Source organism: Modestobacter sp. VKM Ac-2984, from assembly GCF_026967985.1.
Classification (GTDB): domain Bacteria; phylum Actinomycetota; class Actinomycetes; order Mycobacteriales; family Geodermatophilaceae; genus Modestobacter.
Genome location: NZ_JAPVBJ010000002.1, coordinates 187,794 through 204,807 on the forward strand (window position 1 = coordinate 187,794; position 17,014 = coordinate 204,807).

12 protein-coding genes and 2 tRNA genes are annotated in these 17,014 nt (G+C 72.9%); all 14 read right to left on the reverse strand.

All coding sequences use genetic code 11. From position 1 onward, the window contains the following. Positions 1–100: 100 nt before the first annotated feature. A complete protein-coding gene (locus O2W16_RS04820; protein WP_269157674.1) occupies positions 101–637 on the reverse strand; it encodes a peptidylprolyl isomerase in 537 nt (178 codons plus the stop codon). A gap of 96 nt (positions 638–733) precedes the next feature. Then, a tRNA-Ala gene (locus tag O2W16_RS04825) sits at positions 734–806 on the reverse strand. A gap of 63 nt (positions 807–869) precedes the next feature. Continuing rightward, positions 870–1,013 (reverse strand): DLW-39 family protein, encoded by a 144-nt coding sequence (locus O2W16_RS04830; RefSeq protein WP_269157675.1) that lies wholly within the window; start codon positions 1,011–1,013, stop codon positions 870–872. 116 nt (positions 1,014–1,129) lie between these two features. Beyond that, positions 1,130–1,203: transfer RNA gene (locus tag O2W16_RS04835), tRNA-Ile, on the reverse strand. Positions 1,204–1,289: 86 nt separating this feature from the next. Then, positions 1,290–2,297 carry a DUF3566 domain-containing protein gene (locus tag O2W16_RS04840; RefSeq protein ID WP_269157676.1) on the reverse strand — a complete coding sequence of 336 codons (1,008 nt, stop codon included), beginning with the start codon at positions 2,295–2,297 and terminating at the stop codon, positions 1,290–1,292. 156 nt (positions 2,298–2,453) lie between these two features. Continuing rightward, positions 2,454–4,922 (reverse strand): DNA gyrase subunit A, encoded by a 2,469-nt coding sequence (gene gyrA, locus O2W16_RS04845; protein WP_269157677.1) that lies wholly within the window; start codon positions 4,920–4,922, stop codon positions 2,454–2,456. A 133-nt stretch (positions 4,923–5,055) separates the two neighbouring features. Beyond that, positions 5,056–7,092, reverse strand: coding sequence for a DNA topoisomerase (ATP-hydrolyzing) subunit B (gyrB, locus tag O2W16_RS04850; protein ID WP_269157678.1), 2,037 nt, complete (start codon positions 7,090–7,092; stop codon positions 5,056–5,058). Positions 7,093–7,353: 261 nt separating this feature from the next. Beyond that, complete coding sequence (locus O2W16_RS04855) at positions 7,354–9,141, reverse strand: ABC transporter ATP-binding protein (RefSeq protein ID WP_269157679.1); 1,788 nt, start codon at positions 9,139–9,141, stop codon at positions 7,354–7,356. Positions 9,142–9,154: 13 nt separating this feature from the next. Continuing rightward, positions 9,155–10,204 carry a hypothetical protein gene (locus O2W16_RS04860; RefSeq protein WP_269157680.1) on the reverse strand — a complete coding sequence of 350 codons (1,050 nt, stop codon included), beginning with the start codon at positions 10,202–10,204 and terminating at the stop codon, positions 9,155–9,157. 57 nt (positions 10,205–10,261) lie between these two features. After that, positions 10,262–10,762 carry a DUF721 domain-containing protein gene (locus O2W16_RS04865; RefSeq protein ID WP_269157681.1) on the reverse strand — a complete coding sequence of 167 codons (501 nt, stop codon included), beginning with the start codon at positions 10,760–10,762 and terminating at the stop codon, positions 10,262–10,264. Beyond that, on the reverse strand, positions 10,755–11,954 hold the full coding sequence (gene recF / locus O2W16_RS04870; protein ID WP_269157682.1) for a DNA replication/repair protein RecF: 1,200 nt from the start codon (positions 11,952–11,954) through the stop codon (positions 10,755–10,757). Before recF ends, O2W16_RS04865 begins: the two co-directional genes overlap by 8 nt. A 71-nt stretch (positions 11,955–12,025) precedes the next feature. Beyond that, positions 12,026–13,054 (reverse strand): phosphogluconate dehydrogenase (NAD(+)-dependent, decarboxylating), encoded by a 1,029-nt coding sequence (gene gnd / locus O2W16_RS04875; protein ID WP_442928901.1) that lies wholly within the window; start codon positions 13,052–13,054, stop codon positions 12,026–12,028. Between the two features lie 81 nt (positions 13,055–13,135). Further along, entirely contained in the window at positions 13,136–14,296 is a 1,161-nt protein-coding gene (gene dnaN / locus O2W16_RS04880; protein ID WP_269157683.1) for a DNA polymerase III subunit beta, read from the reverse strand. A gap of 741 nt (positions 14,297–15,037) precedes the next feature. Beyond that, positions 15,038–16,822, reverse strand: coding sequence for a chromosomal replication initiator protein DnaA (gene dnaA / locus O2W16_RS04885; protein WP_269157684.1), 1,785 nt, complete (start codon positions 16,820–16,822; stop codon positions 15,038–15,040). Between the last annotated feature and the right edge of the window lie 192 nt (positions 16,823–17,014).

Here is a 17,014-nt window from a genome sequence, read left to right on the forward strand (position 1 = left end):
CAGCGGACCCCGGTCGGCCGGTCCGGGTGCCGGTAACAGGTGGCCAGGGGCGCCGGCGGCGGGTTCTCCGCGCCGGCACCCCCGCTGCCCTCAGGGGTGCTCAGCTGCGCTGCACCTCGACGGAGTTGATCACGACGTCCTCGACCGGGCGGTCACCGCGGGCGGTCGGGGTGGCGGCGATCGCGTCGACGACCTGGCGGCTGGCGTCGTCGGCCACCTCACCGAAGATCGTGTGCTTGTTGTTCAGGTGCGGCGTGCTGGTGACGGTGATGAAGAACTGGGAGCCGTTCGTGCCCGGGCCCGCGTTGGCCATGGCCAGCAGGTAGGGGCGGTTGAACGACAGGTCGGGGTGGAACTCGTCACCGAAGCGGTAGCCGGGGCCACCGGTGCCCTGACCGAGTGGGTCGCCGCCCTGGATCATGAAGCCCGGGATGACCCGGTGGAACACCGTGCCGTCGTAGAGCTTGTCGGTGGTCTTCTCGCGGGTGCGCGGGTCGACCCACTCGCGGCTGCCCTCGGCGAGCTCGGAGAAGTTCGCGACCGTCTTGGGGGCGTGGTCGGGGAACAGGTCGACGGTGATGTCGCCGTGGTTGGTGTGCAGGACGGCGCGCCGTGCGGCGGAGGTCTGTTCAGTCACGACCACCACTCTCCCACTGCGTCCCGTGCGGCTGCTGGGTGACCGGTGCGACCGGGCTGTGGCCGGTCGCCCGGCGACGGCCCGTGCGGGCTGGAGTGGAGACGAGGGGAATCGAACCCCTAACCCCCGCCTTGCAAAGGCGGTGCTCTGCCAATTGAGCTACGTCCCCGGAGGGCAATCGAATCACGGTCCCCGGGTGAGCTGCGGTGTTCGTTCGCCCGCAGCCGCGGGATCAGGAGGTGCGGGGCGTGCTCACCGAGCCCGGGCCCCGGGTGGCCTCGGCCCACAGGTCGGCCTCGCCCTTGCCGCTGCTGCGCCTGCGCACGGCCGCCAGGGCAGTGGCCGCAAGCGCTGCCATCGCCAGCTTCTTCAGCACGCGGGACCTCCTCGAACGGTGTCGACCACCGCGGTGCGGGTGACCGCTGCCGGGACCCAGCGGCGGGCGACCGTGATCCCCGTGGAGATCTCCGTCGCCCGCCGTCGGTGCACGGGTGGGCCTGGGAGGACTTGAACCTCCGGCCTCATCCTTATCAGGGATGCGCTCTAACCGTCTGAGCTACAGGCCCGTGGACCGGTGAACAGCTTACCTGCCCCCTCGAGGCCCCCCGACGTGGGGGGCCTCGGGGACGGGGCCCGGGTGAAGGTGGCCGGCTCAGTCCCGCTCGGCGAGGGTGACCTCGAGGCCGCCGACCAGGTCGGAGCAGAGGTTGTAGACGAACGTGCCCACGGTGCACAACGCGGTCAGCAGCACGATGTTGATCGCGCCGATCACCGCCGCACCGCCGAAGACGACGCTGGCGGTGATCACCTCACCGCCCCCGTCGGTGGTCTCGGCGGTGGTGGCGAGCTGCCCGATCAGGTCGTTGACCGTGTCGAAGACGCCCAGGCTGCCGAGCACCCCGTAGAGGATGCCGACGGCCACCATCCACACGAAGAACAGCGCGATGGAGAGCACCAGCGAGATCTTCAGCGCGGACCACGTGTCGATGTGGCGCAGCTGCAGCCGAGCCCGGCGCGGGCCGCGGTTGACCGTGCTGCGTCCCTTCCCGGCCGAGGGCCGACCGGCGCCCTGACCGGCCGGCCGGCCCGCCGCCCGCGCCGGGTCGGGCCGGGCCGCGGGGTCGATCGGCCGTGCCGCGGCCGGGGGCAGGCCGACCGCCTGGGTCGAGTCGACCGGGGCCGAGCCCGCTGCCGGCACCCCGCTCCGGGGGGCGTTCGCCCGGGCAGCGCTCGCCGGCCGGTTCCCCGGCGCGGCCGACGTGCTGGTCGCGGGCCCACCGTCCCGCCCGGGTGCCTGGGGCTGGGCCGGCCCGCCCGCCGGCTGCGCGCCAGGCGCAGGGGCCCTGCCCGCCGCGACCTTGCCGACCGCACGGGCCGGGGACGCACCGGCACCCTCGGCCGGTCCACCGTCCGCGGCCTTCGCCGGGGCGGCCTTCGCGGGGGCCGCCTTGGCCGGAGCGGCCGTGGCCGGCTCAGCGGCTGCCGGCCCGGCCGGCGAGCCGGACGGCGGCTGGTCCCCGTCCTTCGCCGAGGGCGTGGTGCCCGAGCCGGCCGGCCCGGACCGGTCGGCGACCGGGGTGGCGCCGTCCGGTGCCGCGTCGGCGGCGCCGTCCCCCTCACGGGAGTCGGTACGCACCGAACTGCGTGCCCGGTCGCTCATCCCAGTCTCCTGTCGCCCTGCGGCCCGTGCCGCGTCGGTGCACCCACCGGGTCCGCCATGGTGCAGAGGGCGGTGGGCCGGTCACTGCGGTCGTCGTCGCCGGCCCGGATCGCGGACGTCGTCGTCCGCGACACCGGTTCGGCATCCGCGCCCACCCTAGGCGTCGGGCTCGTCGTTGTCCGTCGTACGCGCGATGGCCACGATGGAGACGTCCTCCGGCAAGTTCATGAGCTTGACACCCATGGTGGCCCGGTCTCGGGTGTGCCGGACGCCGTTCACCGGCGTGCGGATGACCCCGCCGCCGGAGGTGATGGCGTACAGCTCGTCGCCGAGCACCACGGCCAGGGCACCCACCAGCGCACCCTTGCGGGCCTTGGGGTCGGCGGTGAGCACGCCCTTGCCGCCTCGGCCCTGCTCCGGGTAGTGCTCGATCCCGGTGCGCTTGGCGTAGCCGCCCTCGGTGGCCACCAGGACGTCGACGCCCTCCTGGACCACGATCATCGACAGCAGCGTGTCGTCCGGGGCCAGCGAGATGCCGCGCACGCCCTCGGTGGCCCGGCCCATGGGGCGCAGCTGCTCGTCGTTGGCCTTGAAGCAGATCGACATCGCCTTGCGGGTGACCAGGAGCAGGTTCTGGTCCGGGCTGATCAGCGCGGCCCCGACCAGCTCGTCGTTGTCGCGCAGGTTGATCGCGATGACACCGCCGGAGCGAGGGGAGTCGAAGTCGGTGAGCCGGGTCTTCTTCACCTGACCGCGGGCCGTGGCCAGCACCAGGTACGGCGCGACCGTGTAGTCCTTGATCTGGATGACCTGGGCGATCTTCTCGTCCGGCTGGAAGGCCAGGATGTTGGCCACGTGCGCGCCGCGGGCGGTCCGGGCCGCCTCGGGCAGCTCGTAGGCCTTGGCCCGGTAGACCCGGCCCTTGTTCGTGAAGAACAGGATCCAGTCGTGGGTCGACCCCACGAAGAACTGTTGGACGAGGTCGTCCTGCTTGAGCTGGGCGCCCATGACGCCCTTGCCGCCGCGCCGCTGCGAGCGGTAGAGGTCGGCCTTGGTGCGCTTGGCGTAGCCGGTGCGGGTGATCGTGACGACCACCTGCTCCTCCGCGATCAGGTCCTCCATCGAGACGTCACCGTCGTTGGCCACGAACTGGGTGCGCCGGTCGTCGCCGTACTTCTCGACGATCTCGGCCAGCTCGTCGTGGACGATCTGCCGCTGCCGCTCGGGGGAGTCCAGGATCGCCTGCAGTTCGGCGATCCTGGCCTCGATCTCGGCCAGCTCGTCCAGGATCCGCTGCCGCTCCAGGGCGGCGAGCCGGCGCAGCTGCAGGTCCAGGATCGCGACGGCCTGGATCTCGTCGACGTCCAGCAGCTCCATCAGCCCGCTGCGGGCGGCCTCGGCCGACTCGCTGCGGCGGATGAGGGCGATGACGTCGTCCAGGTGGTCCAGCGCCTTGGCGTAGCCGCGCAGGATGTGCGCCCGCTCCTCGGCCTTGCGCAGCCGGTAGCGCGTGCGCCGGACGATGACCTCGATCTGGTGGGTCACCCAGAGCCGGATGAGCTCGTCCAGCCGCAGGGTGCGGGGCACGCCGTCGACGATGGAGAGCATGTTGCAGCCGAAGGTGGTCTGCAGCTGGGTGTGCTTGTAGAGGTTGTTCAGCACGACCTTCGCGACGGCGTCCCGGCGCAGCGTGATCACCAGGCGGCGGCCGACCCGGTCGCTGGACTCGTCGGCGATCTCGGAGATCCCCTGCAGCCGGGCGTCGCGGACGCCCTCGGCGATCGACTCGGCGAGGTTGTCCGGGTTCACCTGGTAGGGCAGCTCGGTGACGACGAGCTGCACCCGGCCCCGGCTGTCCTCCTCGACGGTGACGACGGCGCGCATCCGCACCGAGCCGCGGCCGGTCCGGTAGGCGTCCTCGATGCCCTCGCGGCCGACGATCAGCCCGTGTGTGGGGAAGTCCGGGCCCTTGACCCGCTCCATGCACGCGGTGAGCGCCTCTTCCGCCTCGGCGTCGGGGTGCTCGAGCATCCAGAAGACGGCGGCGGCGACCTCACGCAGGTTGTGCGGCGGCATGTTGGTCGCCATGCCGACGGCGATGCCGGCCGAGCCGTTGACCAGCAGGTTGGGGATGCGACCCGGCAGCACCAGGGGTTCCAGGTTCTTGCCGTCGTAGTTGGGCTGGAAGTCGACGGTGTCCTCGTCGATGTCCCGGAGCATCTCCATGGCCAGCGGGGTGAGCCGGGCCTCGGTGTACCGCATGGCAGCGGCCGGGTCGTTGCCCGGCGAGCCGAAGTTCCCCTGGCCGTCGATCAGCGGGTAGCGCATCGACCAGGGCTGGGCCAGCCGCACGAGGGCGTCGTAGATCGACGAGTCACCGTGCGGGTGGTAGTTGCCCATCACCTCGCCGACGACGCGGGCGCACTTGACGGTCGCCCGGTCGGGCCGGAAGCCCTGGTCGAACATCGCGTAGAGCACGCGGCGGTGCACCGGCTTGAGGCCGTCCCGCACGTCGGGCAGTGCGCGGCCGACGATGACCGACATCGCGTAGTCGATGTAGCTGCGCTGCATCTCCTGCTGGAGGTCGACCGGCTCGACGCGGTCGCGGCTGGGTGTCTCTGTCACGTCTGGTTCTCCACAAGTCGATACACAGCGGTGGATGAATGCGCACTACAGGCGCCTCGGGCCTTGCCCCTCGGCTCCCTCGCAGGGGCCCACGCCGAGCGGAGCGAGGCGTGGGGGGCGAGGGGGTCCTTCCTCAGACGTCGAGGAAGCGGACGTCCTTGGCGTTGCGGGTGATGAAGCTCCGGCGGGCGACGACGTCCTCGCCCATCAGCACGCTGAACAGCTCGTCCGCGGCGGCGGCGTCATCGAGGGTCACCTGGCGCAGGATCCGGCTCTCCGGGTTCATCGTGGTCTCCCACAGCTCCTTGGCGTCCATCTCACCGAGGCCCTTGAACCGCTGGATCGCGTCGTCCTTGGGGAGCTTGCGGCCCTCGGCAGCGCGGCTCTTGAGCAGCTCGTCCCGCTCGCGATCGGTGTAGACGTAGTCGTCGGGGTGCTTGTTGCCCCACTTGATCTTGTACAGCGGCGGCTGCGCCAGGTAGACGTGGCCGGCCTCGACCAGCGGCCGCATGAAGCGGAACAGCAGGGTCAGCAGCAGCGTGGTGATGTGCTGGCCGTCGACGTCGGCGTCGGCCATCAAGATGATCTTGTGATAGCGCAGCTTCGCCAGGTCGAACTCGTCGTGGATCCCGGTGCCGAAGGCGGTGATCATCGACTGGACCTCGGTGTTCTTGAGGACCCGGTCGATGCGCGCCTTCTCGACGTTGATGATCTTGCCGCGGATCGGCAGGATCGCCTGGTACATCGAGTCGCGGCCGGACTTCGCCGAGCCACCGGCCGAGTCGCCCTCGACGATGTAGACCTCGGAGTTCCGCGGGTCGGTCGAGCGGCAGTCCGCCAGCTTGCCCGGCAGGCCGCTGACGGTGAGCAGGCTCTTGCGGGCGAGCTTGCGGGCGTCCTGCGCGGCGCGGCGGGCGCGGGCCGCCGACGTGGCCTTCGTGATGATCGTCTTGGCCTCGGCCGGATTGGCCTCGAACCAGTGCCCGATCTGGTCGTTGCAGACCTTCTGCACGAAGCCCTTGACCTCGGTGTTGCCGAGCTTGGTCTTCGTCTGCCCCTCGAACTGCGGGTCGCCGAGCTTCACCGAGACGATCGCGGCCAGGCCCTCCCGGATGTCGTCACCGGTGAGCTTGTCGTCCTTCTCCTTGAGCAGCTTCTTCTCGACCGCGTACTTGTTCACGATCGAGGTCAGCGCCGCGCGGAAGCCCTCCTCGTGGGTGCCGCCCTCGTGGGTGTTGATGATGTTCGCGAAGGTGTGCACCGACTCGGAGTAGGCGTCGGACCACTGCATGGCGACGTCGACCGACATCGCGGTGTCGTTCTTGCCCACGCCGTCGGCGGAGAAGCCGATGACCGAACGGTGGATCGCGGTCTTGCGGCGGTTGATGTAGGTCACGTAGTCGATCAGGCCGCCGTCGTAGCGGTAGGTGACCTCGGTGGGCTCGAAGGCGGCGTCCTCCGCACCGACCGTCGGCGCGGCCTCGGCCAGCGACGCCTCGTCGCCGGCACCGGTCTCGGCCTTGCTGTGCCCGGGGCGCTCGTCGCGCAGCACCATGGTCAGGCCCTTGTTGAGGAAGGCCATCTCCTGGAGCCGACGGTTGATCGTGTCGAAGGAGTAGACCGTCGTCTCGAAGATCGACGGGTCGGCCCAGAAGGTGATGGCCGTGCCGCGCTTGTCGGTCGGGCCCACCTCGGTCAGCGCGCCGGGCTTGGCCACGTCGTAGTGCTGGGTCCACTCGGTCCCGTTGCGCCAGATGCGCACGTCGAGCGCGTGGGACAGCGCATTCACCACGGTCACGCCGACGCCGTGCAGGCCACCGGAGACGCCGTAGCTCTTCCCGTCGAACTTGCCGCCCGCATGCAGGATGGTCATGACGACCTCGACCGTGGGCCGCTTCTCCACCGGGTGCATGTCGACCGGGATGCCACGGCCGTTGTCCTCGACCTTGACGCCACCGTCGGCGAGCAGGGTCACCCGGACGGTGTCGCAGTACCCGGCCAGCGCCTCGTCGACGGCGTTGTCCACCACCTCCCACACCATGTGGTGCAGGCCCCGCTCACCGGTCGAGCCGATGTACATGCCGGGGCGCTTACGGACCGCGTCCAGCCCCTCCAGGACGGTGATGGAGCTACCGGAGTAGGCGTTCTCGGTCTGCGGCTGAGCGACCACGTGGGGCCCTTCTCTTGCGCAACCTCGCGGCCGCGGCACCACGTCGACGACGATGTCGAGGCGCACAGGACGGCTCTCAGCGGGCTGCTGGGGGTGTGTCCCCTCCAGAGTACCGGGTGCGTACACCCCAGACCGCCCGTCCGGGGCCTGACGTGGCGCGAGAGCCTCTCCCGACTCATGCGCCACCACCAGTGTTGCCCCCCGGGTCGACACGCCGTCCTGCGGCGGCTGGTGCCCGCCGGTTCCACGTGGAACCGCGAACTAGACGAGCAGCTGGGCGGTGGCGAGCTCGCGGTAGAGCGGGTTGGTGTCGACCAGTTCCGCGTGCGTGCCGACGGCGACCACCCGCCCGGCGTCCAGGACGACGATCTGGTCGCTGTCGACCACCGTGGACAGCCGGTGGGCCACGACCAGCAGGGCCCGGTCGGCCGCTGCGGCGGCGAGGGTCTCCCGCAGCAGGCCCTCGTTGCGGGCGTCGAGGCTGGCGGTCGGCTCGTCGAGCAACAGCAGCGCCGGCCGGGCCAGCAGCGACCGGGCGATCGCCAGCCGCTGGCGCTCCCCGCCGGACAGCAGCACCCCGTCGTCCCCGACGGCGACGTCCAGCCCGCGCGCGGAGCGCTGCACGACGCCGGTGAGGCCGACGTCGGCCAGCGCCTGCCACAGCTGCTCCTCCCCGGCATGGGGCGCGGCCAGCAGCAGGTTCTCCCGCACCGTGCCGGCCAGCACCGGCGCCTCCTGCTCGACGTAGCCCATCCGGGCCCGCAGCGTGGCGCGCGGCAGCTCGCGCACGTCGGTGCCGCCCCATCGGACCGTGCCGGACGAGAGCGGGTAGAAGCCCTCCACCAGGGCCAGCACGGTGGACTTGCCGGCGCCCGACGGCCCGACCAGCGCGACCCGGGTGCCGGCCGGCACGGTGAAGGAGACGCCGTGCAGCACCGCCGTCCCGTCCGGGTAGCCGAAGCCCACGTCGTCCAGTTCGAGCAGCGGGACGGGGTCCCCGCCCGTCGGGGTGCGCAGCACCGCCGGCGACCGGCCGGCTGCCGGCCGCTCCGGCCGCTCGTCGTGCTCGGGCTCCAGGGCCAGGATCTCCTGCACCCGGGCCAGCGCCCCGAGGCCGGCCTGCAGCTGGGTGTAGGAACCGATCAGCTGTCCCAGCGGCATGACCAGCAGGAACAGGTAGAGGATGAAGGCGACCAGGTCGGCCACGGCGATCGAGCCGGTCGCCACCCGGTAGCCGCCCAGCCCCAGCACCGCCAGGAACGCACCCTGGACGGCGATCGACCCGGCCGGTGAGACCAGCGCCTCCAGCCGGGCGACCTGCACGCCGGCGGCGAAGGCCCGCTCGGCGCTGGTGCCCACGGTGTCCACCTCCCGGGCGGTGGCACCGCTGGCCCGGATCGTGCGGACCGCCGACAGCGCCCGCTCCACCGAAGCGCTCATCGCACCCACCTGCTCCTGCGCCTGCCGGGACAGCACCCGGACGCGGCGGGAGGCCACCACCGCGGTGGTCACCCCGACGCTCACCGCGAGCACGGTGACCAGCAGCAGCCAGACGTCGACCAGGGCCATCGCCACCAGGGCCCCGACGCCGACCACCACCGACCCGACCAGCTCCACCACCCCACTGGTGACGGCGGCCCGCAGCAGGGTGGTGTCCGAGCCGACGCGCGACATCAGGTCCCCGGTGCGCCGCTGGTCGTACTCGGCGATCGGCAGCCGGAGCAGCCGGTCGACCAGCAGCCGCCGGGTGCTGAGGACGACGCCCTCGGCGGTGCGCTGCAGCAGGTACTGCTGCCCGGCACCGAGCACCGCGGCCACCACCAGGACGACGACCAGCGCGACCACCCCGGGCAGCACCGCACCGCCCGAGCCCACCGCGCTGATCACCTGCCCCACCAGCGCCGGCTGGGCCAGCGCGGCCGCAGCCGAGACGAGCGAGAGCACCGCAGCCCCGCCCAGCGCCCGGCGGTGCGGGCGCAGCAGGGGCAGCAGCTCGCGGAGCCCGGCGGTCGGCGTCGGCTCCTCCGTCGTCGACCCGCCCGTCGTCATCGTGGGGCGCCGGTCAGGCCGCGGCGGCGAGTGCGCCGACCACGGCGGCCAGCAACCGGGCGTGGTGCTCGATCAGCTGCGGCCGGTTGGCGTCCGGCCGGATGGCGGCGACGAAGCCGGCCGAGGACCAGACCTCGTCGCCGTCGTCGCTGCCCAGCAGCGACTGCCGGACGACGGGGTCCTCGGCGATCCGGCGGACCTGCGGGCCGTCCTCGGCGGCGAGCAGCACCCAGCGCCGGTCGAACTCGGGGTCCGGGCTGGGGATCTGCAGCATGCCGCCGGTGCCGTGCCGCCACATCCGGGTCGGGGAGAGCCGGAACGCGGGCACCGCACCCAGCACCGGCGCGGCGGTGATCGCATGGGTGCTGACGAAGCCGCGGCCGACCGGGGAGACGATGTCGAAGGCGACCAGGTCCAGGCCGTTGCCCCGGCCGCGCACCACCCGGCTCGCCTGGTCCTCCTTGCCGGGGCGGACCGGCGCCGACCTCACCAGGGCACCGAGCGGCTCGTCCTCCGGGGCGGTGCCGTCGGAGAGCACCCAGCCGAACTGCCGGGCCCACAGCTCCGTGCCGTAGGGGTCCTCCGCGGCAGCCGGGTCGGGCTGCGCATCCCGGTACCCGGCGCCGGCGTCGCCCGACGACCGGGCCCGCCCGCCGCCGAACAGCCCGCCCAACCCCCGCCGGGGGCGCTCGGCCTGCTCCGGCGGCGGCGCGTCGGACTGCCACTGGTCGGCCTCCGGTGGCCGCCAGGCAGGCTCGTCCCGGGGCGCAGGCGGCGGTGTCTGCGCCGATGGGTCGTGCGCCGGCGGGGTGGACGGCGGCGGGCTGGACGCCGCCGGGCGGTCGGGCTGCACCGCCGGCAGGTCCCAGCCCGGGGGCTGCCAGGCCTGGGACCCGGAACGGTCCTCCGCGGGCTGGTCGGGGCGGTCGCGGTCCGGGCGGGGAGCGCCCGGGCCGGGGTCACCGCCGCTGGGCGCGTCGTCACCGAGGTGCGCGGGCTCCTGCCACTGGCCGCCGGCGCCGTCGTCGAAACCGTCCCGGTCGCGGTCGCGCGGGCTGCTCATCGCTGACTCCTCGTCGTCTCGTCGCTCATCCGGTCTCTCGCTCATCCGGTGTAGGGCTCATCCGTAGGTGTCGCGCGGCCCACGGCCACGGACGGTGCGCGGGCCCTTCTTCCAGCTCGGCGCCGTCGGACCGACAACGCGCAGCTTGGTCACGACGTCCCCGCCCACCCCGGTGCGCAGCTTGCCCAGGATGCTCGGCGCCAGCAGGCGCAGCTGGGTGGCCCAGGCCGTGGACTCGGCCACCACCAGCAGCTCGCCCTCGTTCAGCGACTGCGGCCGGCAGTGCGCGGCGATCTCCGGTCCGACCAGGGTGTCCCAGCGCCCGAAGACCGCACCGACCTTGGTGCGGGCGGTCCAGTCCTGCTGGGTGACCAGCGAGTCGACCAGGGAACCCAGCGGCTGGGGGTCGTCGGCACCCGGGCCGGGGCCGGTCCAGCGGCGCCGCGGGCCGGCCACCCGGCGGCGGGTGGGCTGCGGGCGGGAGGCCGACGCCGCCCGGGCCGCCTCGAGCGCCGCGCGGGCGATGTCGGAGGGTCGTGCCGGACGTTCCTCAGCCACGGTCCACCGCTGCCTCCTCCGCTGCCGCGCCCGCGTCGGCGGGCTCACCGGGGAGGATCCGCGCCTCCCCGTCGGCGACCTGCACCCGGGTGCCCAGCAGCACCGCGGGGACGTCCTCGGCGACGGCCGCGGTGATCAGGGTCTGCTCGGCGCTGCGGGCGACCTCGGCCAGCGCGGCACGGCGACCGGAGTCCAGTTCGGCGAAGACGTCGTCCAGCACCAGGATCGGGTCGTCGCCCTCGGCGCGCAGCAGCGCGAAGCAGGCCAGCTTCACCGCGAGGGCGAACGACCACGACTCACCGTGGCTGGCGTAGCCCTTGGCCGGCGCCGGCCCCAGGTGCAGCACCAGGTCGTCGCGGTGCGGCCCGACCAGGGTGACCCCGCGGTCGACCTCGTCCTTGCGCCGCTCGGCGACTCGCTCGCGGAGCGCCGCGGCCAGCTCCTCGGCACCGGGCAGCGCCCGCGCCGGGTCGACCGGGGCACCGTCACCGGCCAGCGGCACCGAGCTGCTGTAGCCCAGCGCCGCCCGGTCGGCGCCGGGGCCGGCCACCCCGGCGTAGGACTCCGCCACGTAGGGGGCGAGGTCGGCGACGAGCGCCAGCCGGGCCGCCAGCAGCTGGCCGCCGAGCTCGGTCAGGTGGCCGTCCCAGACGTCCAGGGTGGCCAGCGCGTTCCCCCGGGCGAGCTTCGCCGTCTTCAGCAGGGCGTTGCGCTGCTTGAGCACCCGGTCGTAGTCGCTGCGCACCCCGGCCAGTCGCGGTGTGCGGCTGACCAGCAGGTCGTCGAGGAAGCGCCGGCGCTCGGCCGGGTCCCCGCGGACCAGGGCGAGGTCCTCGGGGGCGAACAGCACCGTCCGGACCAGCCCGAGCAGCTCCCGCGGCCGGGGCAGGGGCGCCCGGTTGACCCGCACCCGGTTGGCCCGGCCGGGGTTGATCTCCACCTCGACCAGCAGTTCGCGCTCGTCCCGGCGCAGCGCCGCCCGCACCACCGCCTGGGTCGCACCGTGCCGCACCAGCGGTGCGTCGGAGGAGACCCGGTGGCTGCCGAGCGTGGCCAGGTAGCCGACCGCCTCGACCAGGTTGGTCTTCCCCTGGCCGTTGCGGCCGACCAGCACGGTCGGGCCGGGAGTCAGCGCCAGGTCCGCGGACTCCCAGCTGCGGAACTGCCCGACCTGCAGGTGCCGGAGGTACATCTCAGGTCAGTGCCCCGTGGGGCCAAAGTCGCGACTTTGGCCCCACGGGGCGGCCGAGCGAGGGGAACTGCTCACGCGGGGTCCTCTGCCTCCGCCGGCTCGGCCGCGTCGACGGCCTGGACGGCGTGCCCACCGAACTGGTTGCGCAGCGCGGCCACCGCCTTCATCGTCGGGGAGTCACCCTGCCGGGAGGCGAACCGGGCGAACAGCGAGGCCGAGATCGCCGGCATCGGGACGGCGTGCTCGATCGCCTGCTCGACGGTCCAGCGGCCCTCGCCGGAGTCCTCGGCGTAGCCGGAGATCTTCTCCAGCTCCGGGTCGGCCTGCAGCGCGCGGACCAGCAGGTCCAGCAGCCAGGAGCGGATGACGGTGCCCTGGGTCCAGGAGGCGACGACGCCCGGGACGTCCTCGATCAGGTCGACCGCAGCCAGCAGTTCGTAGCCCTCGCCGTAGGCCTGCATCATCGCGTACTCGATGCCGTTGTGGACCATCTTGGCGAAGTGGCCGGCACCGCACGGGCCGGCGTGCACGAAGCCCGCGCCCTCGATCGCCTGCCCGGCCTCGTCCTTGGGCGCCGGCGGCTTGAGCGCGTCGAAGACCGGCTGCGCCTTGGCGACGTCCTCCACCGAGCCACCGACCATCAGGGCGTAGCCGTTCTCCAGGCCCCAGACGCCACCGGAGACCCCGGCGTCGATGTAGCCCACGCCCTTGGCGCCCAGCTCCTCGGCGTGCACCTTGTCGTCGGTGAACCGGGAGTTGCCCCCCTCGATCACCACGTCCCCGGTGCTGAGCAGGTCGCCCAGCGCACGCACGGTGGAGCGGGTGGGCTCGCCACTGGGGACCATCACCCAGACGATGCGGGGCGCCTCGAGCGCCTCCACCAGCGCCTCGAGGCTGTCGACGTCGCTCTTGTCCGAGAACTGGTCGTAGCCGACCACCTCGTGGCCTGCGCGGCGAAGCCGCTCGGCCATGTTGCCGCCCATCTTGCCCAGTCCGACCATGCCCAGCTGCACGTCTCGCTCCTCAGTCCTCGATGTCGCTCGTGGGCCGCGGTCCTCCCGCGGCAGGTCTCGGTGGGCAGCCGCACCGTTGCAGCGCACCCGGCGCCCGGGCAGGACCCAGGGCGCACGCCGCCGTCCATCGTGCTCGCCCTCCCCGGCGCACGCGCGCCGGGCCCGCTGTCAGCCGGGCAGCCGCACCGGCATGATCAGGTAGCGGTACGAGCCCGCCCGCTCGGCCGGCTTGCCGTTGCCGTCGTCGTCGGCGGAGGGCTCGTCGACACCGGAGAGCACGGCCGGCTTCAGCGCCGTCGTGAAGTCCATCCGGGCGCGGTCGGTGTGCACCGCCGCCAGGCCGTCGAGCAGGAACGTCGGGTTGAAGCCGATCGTCAGCGGCTCACCGTCGAACTCGACGTCGCAGCGCTCCTCGGCCTGGCCCTCGTCGTCGGTGCCACCGGCCCGCAGTGTGACCTGCCCGGGGGTGAACTCGCAGCGCAGCGGCGTGCCGCGCTCGGCGACCAGGGCCACGCGCTTGGCGGCGTCGGTGAACAGCCCGACCGGCAGCGTGGCGAAGGACGAGGACTCGCTGGGCATGATCGCGCGGTACTTCACGAACTCAGCGTCCAGCAGGCGGGTCGTGGTGCGGCGGTCCTTGCCCGACATGCCGAGGATGCCCTCCCCGGAGCCGCCGGAGGCCAGCGAGAGCACCACCTCGGGGCCGCTGGTCAGCGTCTTCGCCGCATCGGCCAGCGTGCGCGCGGGCACCAGGACGGCGGCGGACAGTCCCGGGGTCTCCGGGCGCCAGGCGAACTCCCGGACGGCGAGCCGGTACCGGTCGGTGGCGGCGAGGGTGACCAGGTCGTCCTCGATCTCCAGCCGGACGCCGGTCAGCATCGGCAGGGTGTCGTCCCGGCCGGCGGCGACGGCGACCTGGCCGACGGCCTCCGCGAAGGCGTCGCTGTCCACGACCCCGGCGGTGGAGGGCATCGAGGGGAGGGACGGGTAGTCCTCGACCGGGAGCGTGGGCAGGCTGAACTTCGCGTTGCCACAGCTGATGGCCAGCCGGGCCCCCTCGGCGACCACGTCGACCGGGTGCGGCGGCAGGGCTCGGGTGATCTCGGCGAGCAGCCGGCCGGGGACGAGCGCGCGGCCGGCCTCGGTGGACTGGACGTCGACCTCCGACCGGGCCGAGACCTCGTAGTCGAAGCCCGAGATCGCGAGCTGTCCGCCCTCCACCTCCAGCAGGATCCCGGCGAGCACCGGCACCGACGGCCGCGGCGGCAGGCTGCGCGCCGTCCATGCCACGGCCTCGGCGAGCACCTCACGTGCCACCCGGAACTTCATCTCGTCATCCACCCCACGTTCGTCTGCGCCGGCTGCTGCCGGGCGGTGTGCGGCGCCCATCCTCTCCTGCCGTCCCCCCTGCATGACCAGTCCCCTGGTCACAGCTGCACCTCAGAGCCAGGAACCGGCTTCCTGGGTGCCCGCCGGTCGGGTGGGCGCAGCCCCCCGATCCGGCCCGTCCCCACCGAGAGTGTGGTTCGAGAACACCTGGGAGATATAGCTCATCCTCGTCATCACAGGTGTGGATCCTGGGGACGGGACCTCTTCCCGCAGGTCATCCCCCGAATGGGCCTGTTGGCCCGCTGTGGGCCGGTGGGCGTCCTCCTGTGTCGACACGTGGACAACTCGACCGCCGTGCACCGTCGTCGTGCGCTCTCCACCCCGCGTCCCCCCTCCACCCGCAGGTCCGTCCCCATCCGGTGTGGGCGCAGGGTGCTGTCCACCGGCCCCGGTGGGCGACTTGTGGACACCCGGGGGACGGCGTCGTCCGGGCGCACCTGCTCGACCTGCACAGATGCGACTGGCTGCGGGATCCGCCCGGCCGCGGTCCGTGCACTCCCGCTCTCCCCAGGCTGTGTACAGATCTGGGGACAAGGAGACATGGGACGCATCCGACCTGCTGCGAGGGCACGTCGGAGCAGGCCGTCGAGGCATGCGGGAGGGCCACCGGACCGGTGACCGGTCGGTGGCGGGACGTGCGGGGCCGCGCTCAGCCCGGACGGGGCTGAGCGCGGCCGGTGCTCAGGAGCGAGCGCGGCTCTTGATCCGGGCAGTGAGCTCGGTGACCTGGGTGTAGGTGGCCCGGCGCTCGCTCATCAACCCGGTGATCTTCTTGACCGCGTGCATGACCGTGGTGTGGTCCTTGCCGCCGAACGAGGCGCCGATCCGGGGCAGCGACAGCTCGGTCAGCTCACGGCACAGGTACATCGCGATCTGCCGGGCGTTGACCAGCGTGCGGCTGCGGTTGGCCCCCTGCAGCTCCTCCATCGTCACGGAGAAGTACTCCGCGGTCGCGGCCATGATGATCGCCGCGGTGATCTGCGGACCCTGCTCGTCGCTGATCAGGTCCTTGAGCACCAGCTCGGCCAGCGCCAGGTCGACCGGCTGCTTGTTCAGGCTGGCGAAGGCGGTGACCCGGATCAGCGCGCCCTCGAGCTCGCGGATGTTGGTCTGCACCTTGCTGGCGATGAACTCCAGCACCGCGTCGGGCGCCTGGAGCCGCTCCCCCCAGGCCTTCTTCCGCAGGATCGCGATGCGGGTCTCCAGGTCCGGCGCCTGGACGTCGGTGATGAGGCCCCACTCGAACCGGGTGCGCAGCCGGTCCTCCAGGGTCGTCAGCTTCTTCGGCGCGCGGTCGGAGGTGATGACGATCTGCTTGCTGGCGTTGTGCAGCGTGTTGAAGGTGTGGAAGAACTCCTCCTGCGTCCGCTCGGCGCGCTCCAGGAACTGGATGTCGTCGATCAGCAGGAAGTCGATGTCCCGGTAACGACGCCGGAAGTCCTCGGCACGGCCGGAGTGCACCAGGTTGATGAACTCGTTGGTGAACTCCTCGGTGCTGACGTACCGCACCCGCACGTTGGGGAACATCCGCGCCGCGTAGTGCCCGATCGCGTGCAGCAGGTGGGTCTTGCCCAGCCCGGAGTCGCCGTAGATGAACAGCGGGTTGTACGCCCGGGCCGGGGCCTCGGCGACGGCCACGGCGGCCGCGTGCGCGAACCGGTTGCTGTTGCCGATGACGAAGCTGTCGAAGACGTACTTGGCGTTGAGGCCCGGGTCCAGGCCGGCGGGGCGGCGGTCGGCGAACAGCGGGACGGCGCCACCGCCGCGCCCGGCACGGTCGGCCGGGCGGCGGTCGCCGAGGCGGTCCTCCTCCGGTGCCTGGTCACGGCCGGCGGCGTCCCCGGGGTCGCGGTCCCAGGGGGCCAGCCGGCGAGGCGCGCCGTCGGACTGGTCGTCGTCGGCCGACCCACGGGACCAGTCGCGGCCGTCCCCGGACTCGGGCAGCCACGCCTCGGCGCGGGCGGCGTCGGCGCGCACTCCGAAGGCACTGCGCCCGTCGTCGACCCGGTCGCGGTCGGCACGGTCCTCGGCGGCCCGGTCGTGCGCGGCCCGCTCGCGGGCGGCCAGGTCCTCCGAGGCCCGGTCGTGCGCCAGCCGGTCCTGGGTGAGTCGGTCCTGGTCCAGCCGGTCCTGCTCGGCGTTGGGCCAGCGACGGACCTCCGGCTCGGCGCCCAGCCGGGACACCTCGGGGGTCGTGGGAGGCAGCGGCATGTCCTCCAGCTGGACCGCCACCCGGATGTCCCGGCCGATCTCCGCGGACAGCGCCTCGGCCAGCACCATGCGCATGCGGGACTCGAGCACCGTCTGGGTGAACTCGTTGGGCGCGGCGAGCACGGCGGTGTCCTCGAACAGGCCGAGCGGGCGCGTGAGGTTGAGCACCGCCTTCTGCTGCGGGGTCAGGCTGCTGGCGAGCCGCTCTCGGGCCTGGTCCCAGACCGCCGCCAGGTCGACCGGATCGTCGGCCATCGACTGTGTCCCTTCCCGTGCCTTCGGTGCTCTGTCTCCAGTGCGGTGCGTCCGGTTGTGCTGTGTCCGGTGTGACCCCGGAGCCTCGGTGCGGCCCCGCAGCCGTCGTCCACAGGTGGGACGGATGTCGGCGGATCGCTGGATCCCCCGCCGGGTCCCCAGCTGTGGACGTCCGGCGCTGCTGTGTCCACA